Here is a 19,708-nt window from a genome sequence, read left to right on the forward strand (position 1 = left end):
CCAGGCTAACCGGCGGGTAACCACGCCGGCTCAGTGCTGGCGGGCATGGAGGACGGGTTCGCGTTCTTCCTCGGTGGTGCCGCCCCAGACGCCGTACGCCTCGCCGACGACCAGGGCGTGGTCGCGGCACTCGCGCCGTACCGGACAGGTCCCGCAGAGCGACTTCGCGAGCACCTCGCGGGCGTGCTTGCGCAGGCCGCGCTCGGACTCGGCGGCGAAGAACAGGTCCGGGTCGACGTCGCGGCAGGCGGCCCGGTCCTGCCACTCCCAGTTCTCGATCAGTGGGTACGGCAGGCCGACCGGCGCCTTCGCGACCGCCCCGGCAGGCGGTTTGCGCCGTCTCATGTCGACTTCCTCGACCGTGAGGTCATCACGTGTTCTGGTACCCGCCGCGCAAACCCCGGCGCTATGGTCGGCAGATGACCACGCCGCCCGTGACGCTCCGCCCGATGACCGAGACAGAGTTCGAGGTCTGGAGACACCACAACGCCGAGTCGTTCGCCGCCGGGATGGGACCGGCTCGCGGGCTGAGCCCCGAGGAGGCGATCGAGGTCGCTCACCGTGAAGTGGAGAAGCTGCTGCCCGACGGGCGGGACACCGAGAAGCACGTGATCTGGATGGCCTGCGACGGTGACGAGCCGGTCGGCAGCCTGTGGATCACCACCAAGACGCGGATCCCGTTCATCTACGGCCTCGAGGTCGACGAGAAGCATCGCGGCAAGGGCTACGGCCGCTCGATCATGCTCGCCGGCGAGGAGGAGTGCCGCCGCCTCGGCCACAGCCAGCTGGACCTGAACGTGTTCGGCAACAACACCACCGCGATCAACCTCTACACCTCCCTCGGCTACACCGTCACCTCGCAGCAGATGCGCAAACAACTCTGATGAGCGACGCGGCGAACTGGTGGGTCCTGCATGTGGACATGGATCAGTTCATCGCGGCTGTGGAGATCCGGCGCCGGCCGGAGCTGAAGGGCTTGCCGGTGGTGGTCGGCGGGTCGGGTGATCCGACTCAGCCACGGCAGGTCGTTGCCACCGCGTCGTACGAGGCCCGGGAGTTCGGTGTGCACTCGGGGATGCCGGTGCGGGCGGCGTACAAGCGGTGTCCGCAGGCGGTCTACCTGCCTTCGGATCCGACGGCTTATGAAGCCGCGTCGACCGAGGTGATGGACACGCTGCGGTCGTTCCCGGTGGTGGTCGAGGTCTGGGGCTGGGACGAGTGCTTCGTCGGGGCGGAGACCGACGACCCCGAGCAACTCGCCGCCGACCTGCGCGCGGCGGTGTTCGAGCGGACGACGCTCACCTGCTCGATCGGCATCGGCGACAACAAGGTCCGGGCCAAGCTCGCGACCACGTTCGCGAAGCAGCCGCGGTCGCACGCGGTCCCGTTCGAGGAGGCGGGTACGACGGACGCGTCGCCGGGCCGGCGCGATGTCGAGGGCGTCTACCGGCTGACCGGTGACAACTGGCGCGAGGTGATGGACCACCGGGCGGTGCGCGAACTCTGGGGTATCGGCAGCCGGATGGAACGCAACCTGAACGAGCTCGGCGTCGTCACCGTGGCCGACCTCGCCGCCGCGGACCTCGACGTTCTCCGCAAACGCTTCGGCCCGAAGATGGGAGCCTGGTACGCCGCCCTCGGCCGTGGACTCGGCGACACCGAGGTCACCGACGTGCCCCGCGAACCCGTGTCCCGCAGCCGCGAGGAGACCTTCCCACTCGACTTGGCCGACCGCGCCGAGGTCGAGGAACAACTCCGCCGGATCGCCGTCGAGGTCACCCGCGACGTGGTCGCCGAGGGCCGCAGCATCCAACGCATCTGGGTCAAGATCCGCTTCACCAGCTTCTACACCCCCATCAAGAGCCGCAAACTCCCCGAAATCACCCAGGACCCCGAGGTCATCGCCACCACAGCCCTCGCCCTCCTGGAGAAGTTCGAACTCAAGCGGCCGGTCCGTCTGCTGGGCGTCCGAGTGGAGTTCGCGCCGGGCGCCGACGGGTCCTAGAGGTTGTAGGTGCGGGTAGCGGTGGACGTGAAAACTGCTTCGCGCTCGGGTGGGGTCAGGTTGGCGGTGAGGGTCTCGGCCGCCTGGACGACGTCGGCGTACGTGGCGGCCAGGAGGCAGACGGGCCAGTCGGAGCCGAACATGACGCGGTCCGGGCCGAAGGCGTCGAGGACCACGTCGGCGTACGGCTGGAGGTCGGACGGTTTCCAGTCGGTCCAGGAGGCCTCGGTGACCATGCCGGAGAGTTTGCAGGTGACGTTGGGGAGGGCGGCCAACTGGCGGAGGTCGGTGGCCCACGGGTCCAACGGATCGCCGATGGCCGGCTTGGAGATGTGGTCGACGACGAAGGTCAGCCCGGGGAGGGCCCGGACGGTTTCGATGGCGGCCGGGAGGTGTGGGGGTTTGGTCAGGAGGTCGTAGACGAGACCGGCGTCGGCTACGGCGGCCAGGCCGCGCTGAACGTCGGGGCGGAGGAGCCAGTCGACGTCCGGCTCGTCGTGAACCTGGTGACGGATGCCCTTCAGATACGAGCCGTCCGGCCGGGCCTGCAATCCGGTCAGGGCGTCCGCCACGTCGGGAGCGGCCAGGTCCACCCAGCCGACCACGCCCGCGACCAGGTCGTTGCTGGCAGCAACCTCCAGGAACTCGACGGTCTCGTCGACCAGACCGACGGTCTGGACCAGGACGGTCGCGGTGATGTCGGCGGCCGCGGCCTGCGGAGCCAGGTCGTCGATGGAGAAGCTCCGCCGGATCGGATCCATCTCGGGACCGGCCATCCAGCTCTGCTCGCGGACGGTCAGGTCCCAGATGTGATGGTGCGCGTCGACTCTGCTCATCCGACTGTGGTCCTTTCCGAGATCACCCGACACCGTAGCCGTACGCCGGCGGTCACCCGACGCGCCGGTCGTCGATCGCGTCCCGGTCCCACTCGATCCCGAGCCCCGGCGTGTCCGGAGCCACCGCATGACCGTCGGCCACGGCCATCTCGGACCGCGTGATCGCCCGCAACTGCGGGATGTGCTCGACGTACCGGCCGTTCGGTACGGCGGCCGTCAGGCTGACATGCAGTTCCATCAGGAAGTGTGGACAGACTTCCAGGTTGAACGTCTCGGCCAGATGCGCGACCTTCAGCCACGGCGTGATCCCGCCGACCCGGGCCACGTCGACCTGGACGATCCCGGCCCCTCCGGCAGCGACGTACTCCCGGAACTGCGACACGGAGTACAGCGACTCACCGACCGCGATCGGGATCGAGGTGGACTCGGCCAGGCGAACGTGTCCGGTCACGTCGTCGGCCGGCAGCGGCTCCTCGAACCAGGACAGATCCACCGCCTCGAACGCCGCGGCCCGACGGCGAGCCTCGGGATACGTCATCGACTGATTGGCGTCGACCATGATGTCCAGCCCCGGCCCGACCGCCTCCCGCACGGCCAGCAGCCGCTCGAGGTCCTCGTGCACCCGGGGCTTGCCGACCTTCAGCTTGACGCCGGGCCAGCCCGCCTTCTGCGACGCCAGCGCGCCCGCGACCAGTTGGTCGGTGGTCAGGTGCAACCATCCGCCCTCGGTGTCGTACAGCGGAACTCGTTGCCGGTAGCCGCCGGCCAGCCGCCACAACGGTTCGCCGGCCCGCAGGCAGCGCAGGTCCCACAACGCGGTGTCGACGGCCGCGAGCGCGAGCGAGGTGATCGCCCCGACCGTGGTCGCATGGGTAGACCAGAACAGGTCCGACCAGACCGCCTCGACGTTGCGCGCGTCCACGCCGGCCAGGCGCGGCAGTAGATGGTCCCGCAGCAGTGCGAGTACGGCGGTGCCGCCGGTGCCGATCGTGTAGGAGTACCCCAGTCCGCTGAGCCCGTCGGCCGTCTCCAGCGAGACGAAGATCGTCTCCTGCTTGAGGAACGACTGCACCGCGTCGGTCCGGACCGTCTCGACCTCGAGGTCGACCAGGAACGCCTCGGCCCGGACGATCGCCGTACTCACCGTGATGCCTCCCAGATCCTATAGGATATTGCGAAGCTGATGCTGCCGCTTCACACTGGAGCCGTCAAGAGTGGGGCAGAATGAGGGCTTCCCGGGAGGAGCGACTGTGACGGATGCGCATGTGGGTCTGGCGGGGCAGCTCACGCGCCTGCCCCAGCGACAGGTACTGAGCGATGACGTCTACGAGACGGTCAAGGGCCTGATCATGGACAGCGTGGTCGAGCCGGGCACCCGGCTGAACATCGACGCGCTGACCCGCGAGCTGGGCATCTCGCAGACCCCGATCCGGGAGTCGCTGGCCCGGCTGGAGTCCGACGGTCTGGTGATCAAGGAGCCGCTGCGCGGTTACCGGGTGTCGTCCCGGCTGACACCGGCCGAGTTCGAGGACCTGTTCGAGTACCGGTTGCACATCGAGCCGTGGGCGGCCGGGCGCGCCGCCGAGCGGGCCGGCGCCGAGGACCTGGCCCGGCTCAAGGCGGAGATGCTGAGCTACACCGACGTACCGGACCGGCCCGCGTACGAGAGCTACAAGGCGATGGCAGCGCACGACCAGCGGTTCCACGACCTGGTCCTGGAGCTGTCCGGGAACGAGACGGCCCGGCTGTCCTTCGCCCGGACACACTGCCACCTGCACCTGTTCCGGCTGTACTACGGTGGCGGCATCGCGACGAAGGCGTTGCGAGAGCACAAGACGGTGGTGACCGCGGTCCGCAAGGGCGATCCGGCTGAAGCGGCCGCCGCGATGCGGGCGCATATCGAGGCCTCCCGGGCCCGGTTGCGGCCGATGTTCGACAAAGTGTGATCCGTCCTCATCCAGGGAGATACCTGTGGAACTGCTGCGCCTCGGCGCGGTCGGCGAGGAGCGCCCGTACGTGCGCGCCGCCGACGGCACCGTTCACGATCTGAGCTCGATCACCGCCGACATCGACGGGGCCTTCCTCGCCTCCGACGGCATCGCCCGCGCCCGGACCGCCCTGGAGGCCGGTGAGCTCCCGGTCGTCGACGTGGAGGGCCTGCGGATCGGCGCCCCGATCGCCCGGCCGGCCGCGGTGGTCTGCATCGGCCAGAACTACGCCGCCCACGCGGCCGAGTCCGGTGCCGAGCCGCCGAAGCAGCCGATCGTCTTCTTCAAGCACCCGAACACCGTCGTCGGCCCGTACGACGAGGTGCTCGTGCCGCGCGGCGCGACCAAGACCGACTGGGAGGTCGAGCTCGCCGTCGTCATCGGCAAGGAGGCCCGGTACGTCGACTCCGACGAGGAGGCCCTGGCCTGCGTCGCCGGGTACGCCGTCTCGAACGATGTGTCCGAGCGCGCCTTCCAGATCGAGCAGTCCGGCGGGCAGTGGTCCAAGGGCAAATGCTGCGAGACCTTCAACCCGCTCGGCCCGGCGCTGGTCCCGGCGGACGAGGTCGGCGACGTGCAGAACCTCGACCTGAAGTCCTGGGTGAACGGCGAGCCGCGCCAGGCCTCGAACACCCGGGACATGATCTTCTCCGTGGCGGCGCTGATCCGCGACCTGTCGCAGTACATGACGCTCAGCCCGGGCGACATCGTCAACACCGGCACCCCGGAAGGCGTCGCCCTGTCCGGCCGCTTCCCGTACCTGGCCCCCGGCGACACGATGGAGCTGGAGATCCAGGGTCTCGGCAAGCAGCGGCAGTCCCTCGGCAAGGCCTGAACCGAAACTGTCCCCGGCCGGTCCTAGGGTCGGCCGGGTGACAGATTTTCTCGACGACATCCGGACGTCGTACGACACCGTCGCCCCCTCGTACGCCGAACTCGTGCAGGACGGTCCGTCGTTCGAGGCCGACGCTCTGGACCTGTTCGCGAAGCTCGCCGACGGGCGGCCGGTGCTGGACGTCGGGTGCGGCCCCGGCCGGGTCGTCAGCCTGCTGGCCGAGCGCGGCCTACAGGTGACCGGCATCGACCTGTCCCCCGGCATGATCGAGGTCGCCCGGCGAGACCATCCGGACCTGGACTACCGGGTCGGCTCGATGACGGCGCTGGACCTGCCGGCCGCCGGGCTCGGCGGTGTGATCTCATGGTGGTCGATCATCCACCTACCGCGTGACGTGGTCCCGCAGGCGTTCGCCGAGTTCCACCGCGTCCTGGCGCCGGGCGGGATCCTCCTGCTCGGGTTCCACCTCGGCGACGAGTCCACCCACAAGACCACCGGGTACGGCGGCCATCCGATGAATGTGCACGTCCATCGCTGGCAACCCGAGCGCCTGTCCGAGATTGCCGTCGCCGCCGGCTTCACGCCCTCCCCGGACCCGGTCATCCCGCAGGACTGCCTGCTCTTCCGGAAGTAGTCTCCGCGCATGACATCTCGCGTGCGAACGGTGACCTTCGACTCCCACAACCCGTATGAGCTGGCCGGCTTCTGGCTGAAGGTGCTGAAGGCACCCCGACCGGACGACGACCAGCCGGGCGACCCGTACGCCGCCGTCGTGACGGACAAGATGACGTTGCTGTTCGAACAGAACAACGACGAGAAGGCGGTCAAGAACCGGGTCCACCTCGACCTCGAACCGGACGGCCCGCGCGACGAGGAGGTCGAGTGGCTGCTCACCCTCGGCGCCACCATCGCCCACGACCACCGCGAACCCGACGGCACCGGCTGGGTCACCATGCACGACCCCGAAGGCAACGAGTTCTGCGTCCTCCGCAGCGCGGCCGAACGGGCTGCCACCAGCTGACGGATCTGTCCCACGCGTGCTACACAGTCGCTCCTTCGTCGCGCGGTTGGCTACACGGGCCGGCGCCCGTCAGCGAACGACCCGTGATGAGGTGGCGAGCATCGGTGACTCAGGAGCGGCGTGACGGACAGACGTCCTGCGGACAGCGGTCGGCCGAGTGTTCGACCGCGCGCTCATTAGGAGCGACGGCGTAGCACGCGTGGGAGAGAACCTTTACAGGTCGTCCACGTACGGAGTCTGACCCGTGAAGGTGATCCGCCAGTCGGTGCTGCGGGCGTCGACGGCGAGGTCGTAGCCGTCGCGGTGGGCGGTGACGCGGTACTTGTCGTCGTCGGCCGGTTCGGTCTCGACCTTCCAGCCGCGGGACTCCAGGGTCTCGGCGGCGAAGGTGATCAGCGCCTTCGGGTCCGGCGAGGTCGGGTCGCCGGTCTCGACCGTGATCGTGCACACGGACTCGGGGCCGCGGTCGTCGGACAGCGCTCCCTGGCTCACCGGACCGACGTCCTGTGTCACCGCGGGTGTCTGGTCCGGTACGACGATCGCCGCGACCGCGACCAGTTCCGAGCGGAGGAAGTTCCGGGACTGCGTGAGCGTCATACGCGTGGGTCCTTTCGGTGACACCACCCGTCATACACCTAGACCGCGACTCCCCGCGACGTCGCGCCGCGAGTCCTGTGCCACGAGCACCGGCGATCCCCCGCCCGGGGTCAGTGGAACGCCAGTGACCAGGAGCCGGCGTGGTGGGTGAAGGTGACCGCGGCAAGTGGGCGGACGTCCACGTGGCGGAGCGACTCGGCCGGTGCGTCGAGCACGTACAGGACGACCGCCCGGACCACCGCCGGGTGGACCACGGCCACGGCCGTACTGCGGTCGTCGCGCTGAGCGAGGTCGCCGAGCCAGTCCGCGACCCGGATCAGTACGTCGTTCTCGGTCTCGCCGCCGGGCGTGGCGGTGTGCGGCCGCTCGAGCCAGGCGGCGACCCGCTCCGGCTCGGCGGCCAGCAACTCCTCGAGCTCGCGGCCGGCCCATTCGCCGTACTCGCGGTCCCGCAGCGCCGGCTCGACCACGGCGGTCAGGCCGAGCGCTTCAGCCGTGCGTACGGCTGCCTGCTCCGGCCCGGCGTACGCGGCGTCGGCCTCGAGCTTGAGCTCACGGGCCGCCGACAGGCTCGCGTGGTCCGGCTCGGCGTCACCACCGAGGACGAGGCCACGCAGCGCGGGGGTCAGGGCATGGGCGACCAGCATCAAGGCACTCAAGCAGCTACCACCTTCTGTCGGGACAGCCGGCGGTCCACCGCGGCGGCGTACCCGAATCCGAGCAGGAGCCACAGGGTCGCCTGCGTGCCGAGTGAGGCGAACCGGAACTGCCACAGCAGCGTAGCGGGGAACGACCCCGGAACCTCGTTGATCGAGGGCAGGATCAGGTACGCCGCCACGATCGTGACGAGGAAGGCCGCGACCCCACCGGCCAGCCGGGCGATGTCGCCGTACCGGGCTGCCCATCGGGAGGCGGCGACGCCGGCCCAGACCGCGAGCAGGCCGATCACCAGCGTCAGCAGGTAGGTGACGGTCCGGCGGGTGATCGTCTCGGGGTCGCCGACCGCCGGCGGGTTCGGCGGGTACTTCAGGAACGGCACGAGCACGATCCCGATGAATCCGGCCGCGGCCAGGCCCAGCGCGGCGTACGAGTCGTTGCCGGTCCGCAGCTTGCGCCGGAGCAGGGTGAAGCCGACGGCGAAGATGCCGCCGAGGGCGACGCCGTACAGGGCGGTGGCGAGGAAGAGCCCTGCTCGCTGGCCGTCGCGGCTGACGAGCGGTCCTTCCGCTTCGGACGATGCGGCAGCATCGCCATGGTCGTGGGTGTGCGCGGCACCGGCTTCCTCGATCGCGATCGCGGCATCGATGTGTGGTTCGCCCATCGTGTACGCGAATGCTCCGGCCAACAGGCCGGCGAAGAGTCCGACGATCAGTCCGCGCACCAGGAGCGATCCGAAGGTGCGCATGCGTCTAGTGGCAGGGGACGCCGAGCAGGTGGCGGCCGTCGTGCATCAGCTCGTGCAGGTACATGCCCGACTGAGACACGGCGCCCTGGTCGAACGCGACCAGATAGCCGAGCACGAGCATCAGACCGACGCTGAGCAGCGCCACAGCGAGCAGACGGGGTGAAATGGCCGGTACGGCGACAGTGCGGGCAGGAACTGCCATCAGAACCTCCTGGGGAAGTGCGCGTCCCCTTCGAAAGGCTGCTGGTGCCCGAGCGTCCTGACTCACGAGCTGAGCTCGCTCACAGTGGCGCGGCCGTGCCGGACTTGCACCGGCTTCCCTCATGGCACCGCAGGTTGTCTCCCGCACCGTAGCGGTGGGCTTCGGCAAGGGTCAACGAGCTACGGCGTGGCGGTGACGTATCCCACCCGGCGGATTCTCCGCTGCGCTCCGGCGGTGCGGCACCTACTCTGAGGAGATGCCGTCCGCTCATCACCTCGTCGCCTTCGCGATCACCGCGTTCATCATCATCGTCGTGCCCGGTCCGAGCGTGCTGTTCATCGTCGGCCGCGCACTGGCCGTCGGGCGGCGCGAGGCGGTGCTGACGATGGTCGGCAACACCATCGGCGCGGCCGTGATGCTGATCGCGGTCGCCCTCGGCCTCGGCACCCTGATCGCCGCCAGCGCGGTCGCCCTGACCATGGTGAAGCTGGCCGGCGCGGCGTACCTGATCTATCTCGGCGTGCACGCCTTCCGCACCCGCAAGTCGCTGGTGGCGGCGATGACGAGTGGCGTGAAGCCGGGCAACAGCCGCCGGACGATGCGTCAGGGGTTCCTGGTCGGGGTCACCAACGCCAAGACGGCGGTCTTCTTCGCTGCCGCCCTGCCGCAGTTCGTCGACAAGAGCGCGAGCAGCCCGGCGTGGCTCCAGATCCTGCTGCTCGGCCTGATCTTCATCCTGATCGCCCTCGTCTCGGACAGTGTCTGGGCGCTCGTCGCCGGCACCGCCCGCGAGTGGTTCGCCCGCTCACCTCGCCGGCTCGAGCTGGTCGGTGGCACCGGCGGCCTGATGATCATCGGCCTGGGTGCGAGCATCGCCGTCACAGGCTCGAAGGAGTAGTACGCCGACCGGCCTGTACGCCGAGCAACGCGAGCAGGGCGGGGAGACCGAAGGCGACCAGGTACGCCGTCATGGCGGAGTGTGGCTCGAGGGCGGCGAAGAGAGAGCCGCCGACGGCCAGGACTGTTGCAGTGGACAACGAGTCGCTGAGCTGCAGCGCGGAGCTGTTGGCGCCTTGCTCGTCCCGCTCGGAGTACTCGAGCACCAGCACCGACAGGGTCGGGAAGACCGTCCCCATCCCGAGACCGGTCAGGCTCCAGCCGAGGATGCCGACGACGACCGGGACGTTCTCGTTCAGGGTCAGGGCCGCGGTGACGATGCCGAGCAGGATCGCGACCATCCCCGCCTGCAGGAAGACCGCGTGGGAGAACGGCTGATTCGGTCGGCCGCGGTACCACGAGGCGGCGGTCCAGCTCAGCGCACTGACGGTCAGCACCAGGCCGGCGACAGCCGGGGACAGACCGCGCTCCCGGGTGAGCATCAGCGGCAGGAACACCTCAGCGCCGAATCCGGCCGCGGCGACCAGGCCTCGGAGGGCGACGACCGACGGCAGCCCGGGCTTGAAGGCGAAGGTGCCGCTGGGCAGGAGCTTCGGCGCGAACGCGACAATACCGGCCAGACCGATGGCGAGCAGTACGAGCTGGAGACCGCCGTGCTGCTGGCCGCCGTAGTGGAGCAGGCCGACACCGACCGCGGCCGCAACCGCCCAGAGCGCCCGCTTGTCCCAGAGTCGACCCGTCCGTGCTTCCTGCGCGTTGCCGCGGGCCAGTCCCGGGCGCATCACGAGCGCCGCCGGGATCGCGATGGCCGGTACCGCGAGGAAGACGATCCGCCAGTTGGCGTGCTCGACGATCAAACCGGCGATCGCCGGGCCGACCAGCGAGGGAACGACCCAGCCGGTGGCGAACGCGGCGAAGATGCGGGGCCGCAGCCTGGCCGGGTACAGCTGGCCGACCACGACGTACAGGGCGACCGTGAGTAGGCCGGACCCGAAGCCTTGGATGATGCGGCCGACGACCAGGACCTCCATCGTCGGTGCCAGGCCGGCGATCATCAGGCCGGCGAGGAACCAGGCGGTGCCGTGCCACAGCGGCCGGGTCGGGCCTTTGAGGTCGCTCCAGGTGCCGGAGATGACCATCGCCACCACACCGGACGCGAGCGGTCCGCCGAACGCGAGGGCGTACAGGTACAGCCCGTCGAGCGCTTGGGCGACGGTCGGCATCGCGGTCGTGACCGCCAGGGATTCGAACGCGACCAGGGTGATCAGCGCGACCATCCCGACGGTCAGCGCCCGGTACTGCGGCGAGAGCACCCCACCGGTCGTGGCGTCGGTTTCGGTGCTGTTCGGGTCCGCGGCTGTCGTGGTCATGCCGAGAACCCTCGGACATCAAGTGGACTTTAAGTCAACCCTCAGAGTACGGCGGCCAGCACCAGCGCGAGGATCGGCGGGCCGGCCTGCGAGGCGGCGGCCTGAACCATCCGGCGGTCGGAGGCGATCAGGACGATCCCGGCGCCGGCCATGCACGCGCAGCTGAAGAGCGCGATCGCGTGCCCCTTGTCACCGCCCGCGATCAGGCCGCCGAGCGCCCCGAGGGCCAGGAACAGGTTGTAGAAGCCCTGGTTGAACGCCCACGGCCGCGCGATCGCGGCCTCCGCGTCGTCCTTGACGAGGAACCGCCGGTACGTGCTCGGCTTCCGGAACAACAGGCTCTCCATCGCGAACACCGCCAGATGGAAGACCCCCGCCACGACGACGAACACCTGCGCGATCACACTCATGGCCGCACGGTACCGCCGGGTGACCGGCGGTCAGGCTCGCCACTCCGCCGCGAACGCGCGCGCCGGGTTCGCCACGAAGGCAGCCTCCGCCACGTCGGCGCCGAGGTGACGCTCGATCCGCGGCCGCAGGTGAGTGAGCAGATACGGGATGCCCGGCCCTTCGCCGGTCGCTGCCCGGGCCCGCGCGGTCGTGGTGTCGCCGCCGAGCAGCAGGCGGTCGCCGTACCCGGCATCGACGAGGGCAGCCAGGCAATCCAGCAGCCACGGATCGGTCGCGTTGTTGGCCCGGGACGGCCCGTCGAACGCCAGCCACGCACCCCGCTCGGCCAACTCCCGATGGACACGATGATCAGGCGACCGATTCAGATGCCCGAGGATCACACTCGACGGCGGTACGGCGAGTTCGTCGACCAGCAGATCCAGTACGGCGTCCGCCGCCGAGCCGAGCTCGTGATGCACCCCGATCGGCGCACCGGTGGCGTGATGCGCCTCGGCCGCGGCCCGCATCACCAACCGGGCATGCGCGTCCAGCAGATGGAACCCACCGGCCACCTTGATCAACCCGGCCCGCACCGAACTGTTGCCGATGCCAACGATGAGCTCGGTGACGAAGATCTCCGCCAGCCGGGACCGCACCGCCTCGACGAAGCCGGCCGGGTAGTGCTCAGCCCGATGCAGCCCGGTCGCCGCGACGACCGAAACCCCTGTACTGGTTGAGATCCCGGGCAGCAACCCAGCCCGCCGCCCCAACCCATGCGGTGTCCATTGCACGATCGCCCGTCCACCGGCCGCGGCGAAGTTGCGCGTCTCCGCGAGCGCCGCGTCCGCGTCGTCCAGCTCCTGGCCTGGCAACACCGCCGTACGGAAGAACAGGTGATCATGCGAGTCGCAGACACCGAGCTGCCCCGGCGGCATGTCGCCGCGGACTGTCCTGATCGCTGTAACGGTTGGCACGTTACCAACGTAACGGAGTTGCGACAGGCCTGGTCAGGCAATGCCTGACCAGGCCTCTCAACGGACGGACGTTCAGCGACCGCGGCGGGATGCGCCGGCGCGGCTGCCGGCGGAGAACGCGGCTGCTCCGGCGGTGCGGGCGCCGGCTCCCGGGGTGCTGGTGCTGTAGGTCTTCGGCGTGCTCGCGGACTTGGTGCGGCCGCGACCACGCGCCGGGCGGCCTGCCTTGGCAGCGCCGGCCTCACCAGACCGCTGACCGCCAGACCGCTGACCGCCGGACCGCTCGCCGCTCGACTGGGGGGCGCGGCGACGGCTCCCGCGGCCCGACCCACGACCGGCGGAGACGTTGTCGCGTTCCGGTTGGGCAGCCCTGGCCGGCGGCTCGACGAAGATGCGTTCGCCGGGAGCCAGCTTGGTGAGCAGCGGGTCGCCGGTGGTGAGTTTGGTGACCTTCGCGGCGATACCGGCCTTGCGGGTCAGGTCGCGGACATCGCGGACCTGGTCGTCCGTCATCAAGGTGATGACGGTGCCCTCGGCTCCCGCGCGGGCGGTACGGCCGGAGCGGTGCAGGTACGCCTTGTGCTCGATCGGCGGGTCCGCGTGGATGACCAGCGCGACGTCGTCGACGTGGATACCCCGCGCCGCGATGTCGGTGGCCACCAGCGTCTTCGCCGTACCGTTGCCGAAGGCTTCGAGGTTCCGGGTCCGGGCGCCCTGGGACAGGTTGCCGTGCAGCTCGACGGCCGGGACGCCCTGGGCGATCAGCTTCTTCGTGAGCGACTTGGCGCCGTACTTCGTCCGGGTGAAGACGAGTGTCCGGCCCGGCGCCGCGGTCAGGTCGACCAGCACCGGCAGCCGGCTGTCGGCCTGGACGTGCAGCACGTGGTGGGTCATCTTCGAGACCGGCGACCGGGCCGAGTCGACGCTGTGCGTGACCGGATCGGTCATGAACCGCTGCACGAGGACGTCGACACCGGCGTCCAGCGTGGCTGAGAACAGCAGCCGCTGGGCGTTCTTCGGGGTCGCCTCGAGGATCCGCCGTACCGCGGGCAGGAAGCCGAGGTCGGCCATGTGGTCGGCCTCGTCGAGCACGGTGATCTCGACCGCGTCGAGTTTCACGTGACCGGCCTTGAGGTGGTCCTCGAGCCGGCCCGGGCAGGCGACGACGATGTCGGCGCCCTTGCGCAGACCGGTGATCTGCGGGCCGTGGCCGACACCGCCGAAGATCGTCATCGTGCGCAGGTCGAGTGCGTCGGTCAGCGGGGTGATCGACGCCTGGATCTGGGTCGCCAGCTCGCGGGTCGGGGCCAGGATCAGCGCCCGGGGGTGGTTGGCCCGGCGCTTCGACTTGCTTGCGGCGAGCCGGGCGAGCACGGGCAGCACGAACGCGTAGGTCTTGCCGGAACCGGTCCGGCCGCGACCGAGAACGTCCTTACCGGCCAGCGAATCCGGCAGCGTCGCCGCCTGGATCGGGAACGGCTTGGTCACTCCGGTGACGGACAGCGCCGACACCAGCGAAGCCGGTACGCCGAGATCGGCGAACGTGAGGTTGTCGGGGACAACCATCGGCGCGACCTCGTCGTACGAGGCGGTCACGGTGTTGTTGCTGTCAGCAACCTTCGGCTGGCCGGCGGTCGCACCGCGACGGCGGCGCGGGCGCGACCGGGGAGCGGAAGAGGATTGGGCGGATTGCGTGGATGTGGACGTGGGGCGGCGGACCGCCATGTAGTACTCCAAAATGTCGGGGGGTCGTCCTGCCCGGCGCGGCTCCGGCCGCGGCGCGTGGTAGTCGACTGCTGGCGCAGTGTGTTTGCGCTCTCCGGCCCGAGGCAGAACTGGGCGGGCCGTCGTAAGCAGTCTACGGCACCCGGGGGCAAACCCTCGTCAGTTGTGCACAGGAGACACGTCACACCGCTAGGTTCAGTCCGTGACTACGACGGAATCCCGGGTGGATCCCCCCACGGCCGGAAGTGAACGCGAGCTCCTCCAAGGCTTTCTGGACTTCCACCGCGGCACGCTGCTGTGGAAGATCTCCGGCCTGACCGCTGGGCAGCTGGTCCAGCGCAGCGCCGAGCCGTCCAGCATGTCGCTGATCGGTCTGGTCCGGCACCTGACCGAGGTGGAGAAGTACTGGTTCCATCGCACCCTCGCCCAACTGCCGGCCGAGCCGAAGTTCTGGTCCGCGGAGCACCCCGACGGCGACTTCGACCTCACCGATCCGGCACAGGCCGAGCAGGACGTCCACGACTTCCGGCAGATCGTCAAGGCCTCCGACGAGATCGCCGCGCGGTACGACCTCGACCACACGTTCCTGCGACCGGGTCACGAGGGCGACTACTCGGTGCGCTACGTCTACATCCACATGATCGAGGAGTACGCCCGCCACAACGGTCACGCCGACCTCCTCCGCGAGCGGATCGACGGCCTGACCGGCGAGTAGTCAGGGCTTGATCGAGCGGATCAGGCCGACGATGTCGTTGACCACCCCGCGCACACCCGGGATCCGGGTCAGCCGGAGCAGCCGGTCGACCAGCGGCACCGAGCGATCGATCAACGCCTTGGTCCGGCGCAACTCCTCGCTGTCGTCGTGCACCCAGAACAGCACGATCCCCATCTGCATCAGCCACAGCAACTCGGGTAGCTCCGCCTTCAGGTCGGCCGGCAGCTTGAGATCCGAGCCGTCGACCACCCGGCGGAAGATCTCGACACTCGCCTCCCGCGCCGGCCGGGACTGCTCGCTGAACGGTGACAGCGGGCTCTTCGGTTCCGCCGCCGTCTTGAAGAACGTCCCGGCGAACTCGTGGTACGGCGCCGACACGTCGAGCCAGGTCCGCAGTACCCCTGTCAACCGCGGAACGAACGACTTCTCCGACGCCAGGATCGACTCCACGGCTTCCCGGTGCTGGTCCTGCAGGTGGTCGTAGTACGCCTGCATCAGATGCTCTTTGGAGCTGTAGTAGTAGTACGCGTTGCCGACCGAGACGCCTGCCTCAGTGGCGATCGCACGCATCGTGGTCTTGCCGTACCCCTGCTCGCGGAACAGCCGCAGCGCGGTGGACAGGATCAGGTCCCGGGTCTGCTCACCCTTCGACGTCGCACGTTCCGTCACATCGGTCAGCGTAGTCACCCCCACCCCGCACGCTGGTCCAGCTGCGCAACCCGGCTGCCGCCTGGACCATCGCCCGCGCCACCGGCCGCATCGCCGGGCTCGCCAGCCGTACGGCGGTGTGCCGGTGCTCCCAGGTTGTCCACAGGCACACGATCCACGCCCGGTCGCCGACGTACACGGACCCGTCATCGGCGACCACCGTCACCTCGCGCAGTGTGGCCGCGTGGTCCAGTTCGGGGTAGAGCGCCTTCGCGTACGTCGACCCCGCCGCGACGAACCTCAGGCGCACCACCCCGCCCTGCCCGTTCGGCGCCGGCCGCTGCGCCGCCAGCCACTCCTTGAACCGGCGGCACAGTCCACACTCCGCGTCGTACAGGACGGTCAACTCGCGCATGATCAGTAACCGAAGCGCGGCGGTGGCTCGGTGCCGGCCAGTGCACCGGCCGGGAGCACGTTGTCCGGCGGCACCGGTGGGTTGGTCATCTCCTCGATCCGGCTGCGGCGGCGGATCGCGTTGAAGATCCACACGTTCATCAGGTGCAGCGCACCGAGTACGAGCATCACGATGCCGAGCTTCACGCTCAGCTGCTCGAACACCCCCCGCGCGTCCAGGACAGCGGCATCGCTGCGCAGGAACAGGGTCACGAACCCGAGGTTGACCAGGTAGAACCCGACCACGAGCAGCCGGTTCACCGCGTCGGCGAAGTCCTCGTTGCCGTGGAACACGTCGACCAGGAAGATCCGGCCGTTCCGGCTCAGCGTGCGGGCCACCCAGATCGTCAGCGGCACCGCGATCAGCAGGTAGATCAGGTACGTCGCCACCGTCATGCTCACCACGTCCTCACAATTTGAACACGTTCAGATTTAGTCACGGCCTGAGCCTACGGCCGATTTTTGAACATGTTCAAGTAGCGATCGACGTGAGCTGGGTCTCGTGCTGCGGCAGGATGTCGGACGTGAAGGAGAAGCAGCTGGATCGGTGGGTGGCGAAGTACCGGAAGGCATGGGAGTCGAACGATCCGGCGGACATCGCGGCACTCTGGACCGAGGACGCCGCGTGGTACCGCCGCCCGGATGAGGAGCCGGTCCTCGGCCGGGACGCGATCGTGACGGCCTGGCTGGAGGTCTCGGATGCGCCGGGCGAGACGACCTTCGAGTACGAGGTGCTCGGGTTCGGCGACGGTGTCGGGTTCGTCCGCGGCTGGACGACGTACCAGACCCAGCCGCCGAGTGAGTTCAGCAACCTGTGGGTGATCCGGCTCGACAAGGACCGCGCGCACGAGTTCGTCGAGTGGTGGATGGAGAAACCTTGATGGGCTACAGTTTCGGTAGGCACTCAGGGTGCCACCGGTCCGCGGGAAGGGCTCAGCCCACCTGATCATCGAGTTGTGCGGTAGGTGTTCACCTCCTTTCTCGCCTGACGACGCGGACAGCAGGCTCGTAGAGAGGAGGTCGCGATGCCGACCCGGAATCTCCCGAACGACCCGCACCTGGATCACCTGCGCAAGCAGGCCAAGACCTTGCTCAAGCAGGTCCGTGCCGACGAACCCGAGGCCCTCGCGCTGGCCGACGAGTTCCATCCCGTGCAGTCGCTGGCCGATGCGCAACTGGTGATCGCCCGGAGCTACGGATTCCCCAGCTGGCCGCGGATCGTGCGGCATCTCGAGCTGGTCGACCGCTACAGCCGTTCACCGCACCGCCAGGAGATCGGCGGACCGCTCGACACTCCCGAGCAGCGGGCCGACGAGTTTCTCCGGCTGGCGACCCTGCACTACGGGCAGGACGATCCCGCTCGGCAACGCTCGGCGCGGCAACTGCTCGACCGCTTCCCGGACATTGCCCTGAGCAACATCTATACGAAGGTGGTGGCGGGCGAGCTGGACGCCGTGCGGGACGAGCTTCCCCAGCGGGCCAGGGAAGAGGGCGGACCGTACCGCTGGGAGCCGTTGCTCTATCTCACCTACAGTCGCCTCGACGCACCCCATCAGGTGGAGATCGCTCGGCTGCTCCTCGAGCATGGCGCGGATCCGAACGCGGGCTACCTGTGGCAGGGCCTGCCGTCGCCGTTCACCGCGTTGACCGGGGTCTTCGGCCGGGGCGAAGGCGATCAGCCACCGCATCGCGACCGCGTCGAGCTCGCCCGCGTGCTGCTGGACGCCGGCGCCGATCCGAACGACAGCCAGACCATGTACAACTGCGGTCCTGGCGCTCCTCCGCCGTACGACGACGTGCACCTGGAGCTGCTGATCGAGTACGGGCTGGGCCGTGGCGACGGTGGTCCGTGGCACGAGCGGATGACGACGGCGCACCCGACGCCGCAGCAACTCCTGGAGGACGAGCTGGTCTTCGCGTCCTCGGAAGGCCTGCTCCACCGGGTCGAACTGGTGCTTGCCCAAGGCACCGATCCGGAGGGGCGCGGGACCGAGCATCCGGGGTTCGGCGGCCACCGGGCCTATGAGCTGGCCGCCGTGCAGGGACACACCGAGATCGCCGAGCTGCTGCGCGCTCGCGGTGCGGCGCCGCTGGACGAGGTTCACGAGGTCTTCGCGGCGATCATGCGGGGTGAGACCCCGGACATCAGCCCCGAGCTGGCCGCGCGGGCCGTCGCCCGCGAGCCGCATCTGCCGTTCCGGGCCGGCGAGATCGGCCGGACCGAGGCGCTGGAACCGCTGAAGAGTCTGGGCTTCGACCTCAACCTCATGGGGTGGTCCGCGCCGATCCACCAGGCCGCGCTCTACGGTCACCTCGACACGGTGAAGAAGCTCATCGAGCTCGGCGCCGACCCGGAGCAGCGTGATCCGACGTACGGCGGCGACGCACTTGGCTGGGCCGAGCACAACCATCAAGAAGAGGCGATTGCCTACCTCAAGGGCTTACGGCCAGGAACAGGAACGCGCTGAACACCATCAGGTGTACGGCGCCCTGCAGCAGCGTCGCCCGACCGGTGGCCAGCGTCAGCATGCTGGTCACCACGGTCAGCGCGAACAGCACCATCTCCTTGCCACCGAGGCCGAGCACCAGCGGCCCGCTGAGCCAGATGGAGGCGATCGCGATGGCCGGGATGGTCAGGCCGATGCTCGCCAGCGCCGAGCCGAGCGCGAGGTTGACGCTGGTCTGGAGGCGGTTCCGCAGTGCGGCACGTACTGCGGCAACCGTCTCCGGCAGCAACACCAGCAGCGCGATGACGACACCGACAACGCCCAATGGGGCGCCGGCGGACTCGACCGCGGACTCGAGCCTCGGCGACACGGTCTTGGCCAGGCCGACGACCGAGACCAGACAGACGAACAGGAGTCCGAGACTGAGCAGCGCGACCTTCGTGCTCGGCGCGGCCGCGTGCTCCGCATCGTCCTCGTCGACGGTCGCGACCGGCTCGTCGACATCGCGGTGCCGCAGCACGGACGGCGTACCGGCGGAGACCGGCAGGAAGTAGTCGCGGTGCCGGACGGTCTGGACGAAGACGAAGACGCCGTACATCACCAGCGAGACGACACCGGCGAACGCCAGTTGGGGCCCGCTGAACTGCGGACCGGGCGCGCTGGTGGTGAACGTGGGGAGCACCAGGCTGAGCGTGACCAGCGCGATCATCACGGTCAGCGCGCTGTTGGAGGCCCGGACGCGGAACTCCTGCACGTGATGCCGCAGCGAGCCGACGACGAGGGACAACCCGAGGATGCCGTTGCAGGTGATCATCACCGCGGCGAACACGGTGTCCCGCGCCAGGGTCGACGCCTTGTCACCGCCGGACGCCATCAGCGTCACGATCAGGGCGACCTCGATGACGGTCACGGCGAGCGCGAGGATCAGCGTGCCGAACGGTTCGCCGACCCGGTGGGCGACCACTTCGGCGTGGTGGACGGCCGCGATCACAGCGGCCCCGAGACCGGCGCAGACCAGGATCAGCAGGACTGCGCCCAGATCACGACCCCAGGAAAGCACCAGGACGACGAGAGCGAGCGGGGGCACGGCCAGACTCCAGCGCGGCAACCCATGGACCACCGTGTTTGTCATCCCCAGCGAGTCTATTCGCTCCCGCGATATGCGCTTGGCTTCCGCCGCCGCGCAGGTGATGCTTCTCG

The 19,708-nt window shown here is 69.3% G+C and carries 25 protein-coding genes and 1 riboswitch; of the genes, 10 read left to right on the plus strand and 15 right to left on the minus strand.

Features of this window, described 5'->3' with window-relative positions; translation table 11 throughout:
• Nucleotides 1–30: 30 nt before the first annotated feature.
• Nucleotides 31–345, minus strand: a complete 315-nt coding sequence (locus tag ACGFIF_RS34435; protein WP_393160281.1) for a WhiB family transcriptional regulator — start codon at nucleotides 343–345, stop codon at nucleotides 31–33.
• Nucleotides 346–419: 74 nt separating this feature from the next.
• Here ACGFIF_RS34435 and ACGFIF_RS34440 point away from each other — a divergent pair, with 74 nt between their 5' ends.
• Nucleotides 420–884 (plus strand): GNAT family N-acetyltransferase, encoded by a 465-nt coding sequence (locus ACGFIF_RS34440; protein ID WP_393160282.1) that lies wholly within the window; start codon nucleotides 420–422, stop codon nucleotides 882–884.
• The gene (locus ACGFIF_RS34445; RefSeq protein ID WP_393160283.1) at nucleotides 884–2,005 is read left to right on the plus strand and encodes a DNA polymerase IV; all 1,122 of its coding nucleotides are present in this window, start codon (nucleotides 884–886) and stop codon (nucleotides 2,003–2,005) included. The genes ACGFIF_RS34440 and ACGFIF_RS34445 overlap by 1 nt, the downstream gene beginning before the upstream one ends.
• On the opposite strand, the gene ACGFIF_RS34450 is transcribed toward ACGFIF_RS34445, so the two are convergent.
• Together ACGFIF_RS34450 and ACGFIF_RS34455 are read right to left on the minus strand one after the other, a co-directional pair.
• Nucleotides 2,002–2,841, minus strand: coding sequence for an amidohydrolase family protein (locus ACGFIF_RS34450; protein ID WP_393160284.1), 840 nt, complete (start codon nucleotides 2,839–2,841; stop codon nucleotides 2,002–2,004). The genes ACGFIF_RS34445 and ACGFIF_RS34450 overlap by 4 nt on opposite strands.
• Nucleotides 2,842–2,893: 52 nt before the next feature.
• Nucleotides 2,894–3,985: a mandelate racemase/muconate lactonizing enzyme family protein gene (locus ACGFIF_RS34455; protein ID WP_393160285.1), complete on the minus strand. Its 1,092-nt coding sequence runs from the start codon at nucleotides 3,983–3,985 to the stop codon at nucleotides 2,894–2,896.
• 106 nt (nucleotides 3,986–4,091) lie between these two features.
• Between ACGFIF_RS34455 and ACGFIF_RS34460 the strand changes: the two genes are divergently transcribed.
• From ACGFIF_RS34460 to ACGFIF_RS34475, 4 genes are read left to right on the plus strand one after another with little or no spacing between them, the layout of a single operon-like run.
• Entirely contained in the window at nucleotides 4,092–4,787 is a 696-nt protein-coding gene (locus ACGFIF_RS34460) for a GntR family transcriptional regulator (protein WP_393160286.1), read from the plus strand.
• A 25-nt stretch (nucleotides 4,788–4,812) separates the two neighbouring features.
• Complete coding sequence (locus ACGFIF_RS34465) at nucleotides 4,813–5,664, plus strand: fumarylacetoacetate hydrolase family protein (protein ID WP_393160287.1); 852 nt, start codon at nucleotides 4,813–4,815, stop codon at nucleotides 5,662–5,664.
• 37 nt (nucleotides 5,665–5,701) lie between these two features.
• The gene (locus tag ACGFIF_RS34470) at nucleotides 5,702–6,298 is read left to right on the plus strand and encodes a class I SAM-dependent methyltransferase (RefSeq protein WP_393160288.1); all 597 of its coding nucleotides are present in this window, start codon (nucleotides 5,702–5,704) and stop codon (nucleotides 6,296–6,298) included.
• 9 nt (nucleotides 6,299–6,307) lie between these two features.
• Nucleotides 6,308–6,685, plus strand: a complete 378-nt coding sequence (locus ACGFIF_RS34475) for a VOC family protein (protein WP_393160289.1) — start codon at nucleotides 6,308–6,310, stop codon at nucleotides 6,683–6,685.
• A 213-nt stretch (nucleotides 6,686–6,898) separates the two neighbouring features.
• Here the strand turns inward: ACGFIF_RS34475 and ACGFIF_RS34480 are convergent, their stop codons facing one another.
• The 4 genes from ACGFIF_RS34480 to ACGFIF_RS34495 all read right to left on the minus strand — a co-directional run bounded on the left by ACGFIF_RS34480 (nucleotide 6,899) and on the right by ACGFIF_RS34495 (nucleotide 8,889).
• On the minus strand, nucleotides 6,899–7,282 hold the full coding sequence (locus ACGFIF_RS34480; protein WP_393160290.1) for a hypothetical protein: 384 nt from the start codon (nucleotides 7,280–7,282) through the stop codon (nucleotides 6,899–6,901).
• 110 nt (nucleotides 7,283–7,392) lie between these two features.
• Entirely contained in the window at nucleotides 7,393–7,941 is a 549-nt protein-coding gene (locus ACGFIF_RS34485) for a histidine phosphatase family protein (RefSeq protein ID WP_393160291.1), read from the minus strand.
• The gene (locus tag ACGFIF_RS34490; protein ID WP_393160292.1) at nucleotides 7,938–8,687 is read right to left on the minus strand and encodes a CbtA family protein; all 750 of its coding nucleotides are present in this window, start codon (nucleotides 8,685–8,687) and stop codon (nucleotides 7,938–7,940) included. Before ACGFIF_RS34490 ends, ACGFIF_RS34485 begins: the two co-directional genes overlap by 4 nt.
• A 4-nt stretch (nucleotides 8,688–8,691) precedes the next feature.
• Nucleotides 8,692–8,889 carry a CbtB domain-containing protein gene (locus ACGFIF_RS34495; protein WP_393160293.1) on the minus strand — a complete coding sequence of 66 codons (198 nt, stop codon included), beginning with the start codon at nucleotides 8,887–8,889 and terminating at the stop codon, nucleotides 8,692–8,694.
• Nucleotides 8,890–8,941: 52 nt separating this feature from the next.
• Nucleotides 8,942–9,007: riboswitch (cobalamin riboswitch) on the minus strand.
• 138 nt (nucleotides 9,008–9,145) lie between these two features.
• Here ACGFIF_RS34495 and ACGFIF_RS34500 point away from each other — a divergent pair.
• Nucleotides 9,146–9,787, plus strand: a complete 642-nt coding sequence (locus ACGFIF_RS34500) for a LysE family translocator (RefSeq protein ID WP_393160294.1) — start codon at nucleotides 9,146–9,148, stop codon at nucleotides 9,785–9,787.
• Here the strand turns inward: ACGFIF_RS34500 and ACGFIF_RS34505 are convergent.
• The 4 genes from ACGFIF_RS34505 to ACGFIF_RS34520 form a co-directional block, all read right to left on the minus strand.
• Entirely contained in the window at nucleotides 9,768–11,156 is a 1,389-nt protein-coding gene (locus ACGFIF_RS34505; RefSeq protein WP_393160295.1) for an MFS transporter, read from the minus strand. The two genes, ACGFIF_RS34500 and ACGFIF_RS34505, sit on opposite strands and share 20 nt — an antisense overlap.
• Nucleotides 11,157–11,197: 41 nt before the next feature.
• A complete protein-coding gene (locus ACGFIF_RS34510) occupies nucleotides 11,198–11,566 on the minus strand; it encodes a DUF1304 domain-containing protein (RefSeq protein WP_393160296.1) in 369 nt (122 codons plus the stop codon).
• A 30-nt stretch (nucleotides 11,567–11,596) separates the two neighbouring features.
• Entirely contained in the window at nucleotides 11,597–12,520 is a 924-nt protein-coding gene (locus ACGFIF_RS34515; RefSeq protein WP_393160297.1) for a phosphotriesterase, read from the minus strand.
• Nucleotides 12,521–12,592: 72 nt separating this feature from the next.
• The gene (locus ACGFIF_RS34520) at nucleotides 12,593–14,116 is read right to left on the minus strand and encodes a DEAD/DEAH box helicase (RefSeq protein WP_393160298.1); all 1,524 of its coding nucleotides are present in this window, start codon (nucleotides 14,114–14,116) and stop codon (nucleotides 12,593–12,595) included.
• A gap of 331 nt (nucleotides 14,117–14,447) precedes the next feature.
• Between ACGFIF_RS34520 and ACGFIF_RS34525 the strand changes: the two genes are divergently transcribed.
• Nucleotides 14,448–14,960, plus strand: coding sequence for a DinB family protein (locus ACGFIF_RS34525; RefSeq protein WP_393160299.1), 513 nt, complete (start codon nucleotides 14,448–14,450; stop codon nucleotides 14,958–14,960).
• Here the strand turns inward: ACGFIF_RS34525 and ACGFIF_RS34530 are convergent, their stop codons facing one another.
• Genes ACGFIF_RS34530 through ACGFIF_RS34540 form a run of 3 tightly spaced genes read right to left on the minus strand, consistent with a single transcriptional unit; the run spans nucleotide 14,961 to nucleotide 16,457 of the window.
• Nucleotides 14,961–15,629, minus strand: a complete 669-nt coding sequence (locus ACGFIF_RS34530) for a TetR family transcriptional regulator (protein ID WP_393160300.1) — start codon at nucleotides 15,627–15,629, stop codon at nucleotides 14,961–14,963.
• Nucleotides 15,601–16,023, minus strand: coding sequence for a thiol-disulfide oxidoreductase DCC family protein (locus ACGFIF_RS34535; RefSeq protein ID WP_393160301.1), 423 nt, complete (start codon nucleotides 16,021–16,023; stop codon nucleotides 15,601–15,603). The genes ACGFIF_RS34530 and ACGFIF_RS34535 overlap by 29 nt, the downstream gene beginning before the upstream one ends.
• A gap of 2 nt (nucleotides 16,024–16,025) precedes the next feature.
• Nucleotides 16,026–16,457, minus strand: a complete 432-nt coding sequence (locus ACGFIF_RS34540; protein WP_393160744.1) for a hypothetical protein — start codon at nucleotides 16,455–16,457, stop codon at nucleotides 16,026–16,028.
• A 119-nt stretch (nucleotides 16,458–16,576) separates the two neighbouring features.
• On the opposite strand from ACGFIF_RS34540, the gene ACGFIF_RS34545 reads away from it, so the two are divergent.
• Nucleotides 16,577–16,942 (plus strand): YybH family protein, encoded by a 366-nt coding sequence (locus tag ACGFIF_RS34545; RefSeq protein ID WP_393160302.1) that lies wholly within the window; start codon nucleotides 16,577–16,579, stop codon nucleotides 16,940–16,942.
• Nucleotides 16,943–17,086: 144 nt separating this feature from the next.
• Nucleotides 17,087–18,529, plus strand: a complete 1,443-nt coding sequence (locus ACGFIF_RS34550) for an ankyrin repeat domain-containing protein (protein WP_393160303.1) — start codon at nucleotides 17,087–17,089, stop codon at nucleotides 18,527–18,529.
• Here the strand turns inward: ACGFIF_RS34550 and ACGFIF_RS34555 are convergent.
• Nucleotides 18,495–19,640 carry a calcium:proton antiporter gene (locus ACGFIF_RS34555; RefSeq protein WP_393160304.1) on the minus strand — a complete coding sequence of 382 codons (1,146 nt, stop codon included), beginning with the start codon at nucleotides 19,638–19,640 and terminating at the stop codon, nucleotides 18,495–18,497. The two genes, ACGFIF_RS34550 and ACGFIF_RS34555, sit on opposite strands and share 35 nt — an antisense overlap.
• Nucleotides 19,641–19,708: the final 68 nt, after the last annotated feature.

Origin of the sequence: Kribbella sp. NPDC049174, assembly GCF_043197365.1 — a bacterium.
GTDB lineage: Bacteria > Actinomycetota > Actinomycetes > Propionibacteriales > Kribbellaceae > Kribbella.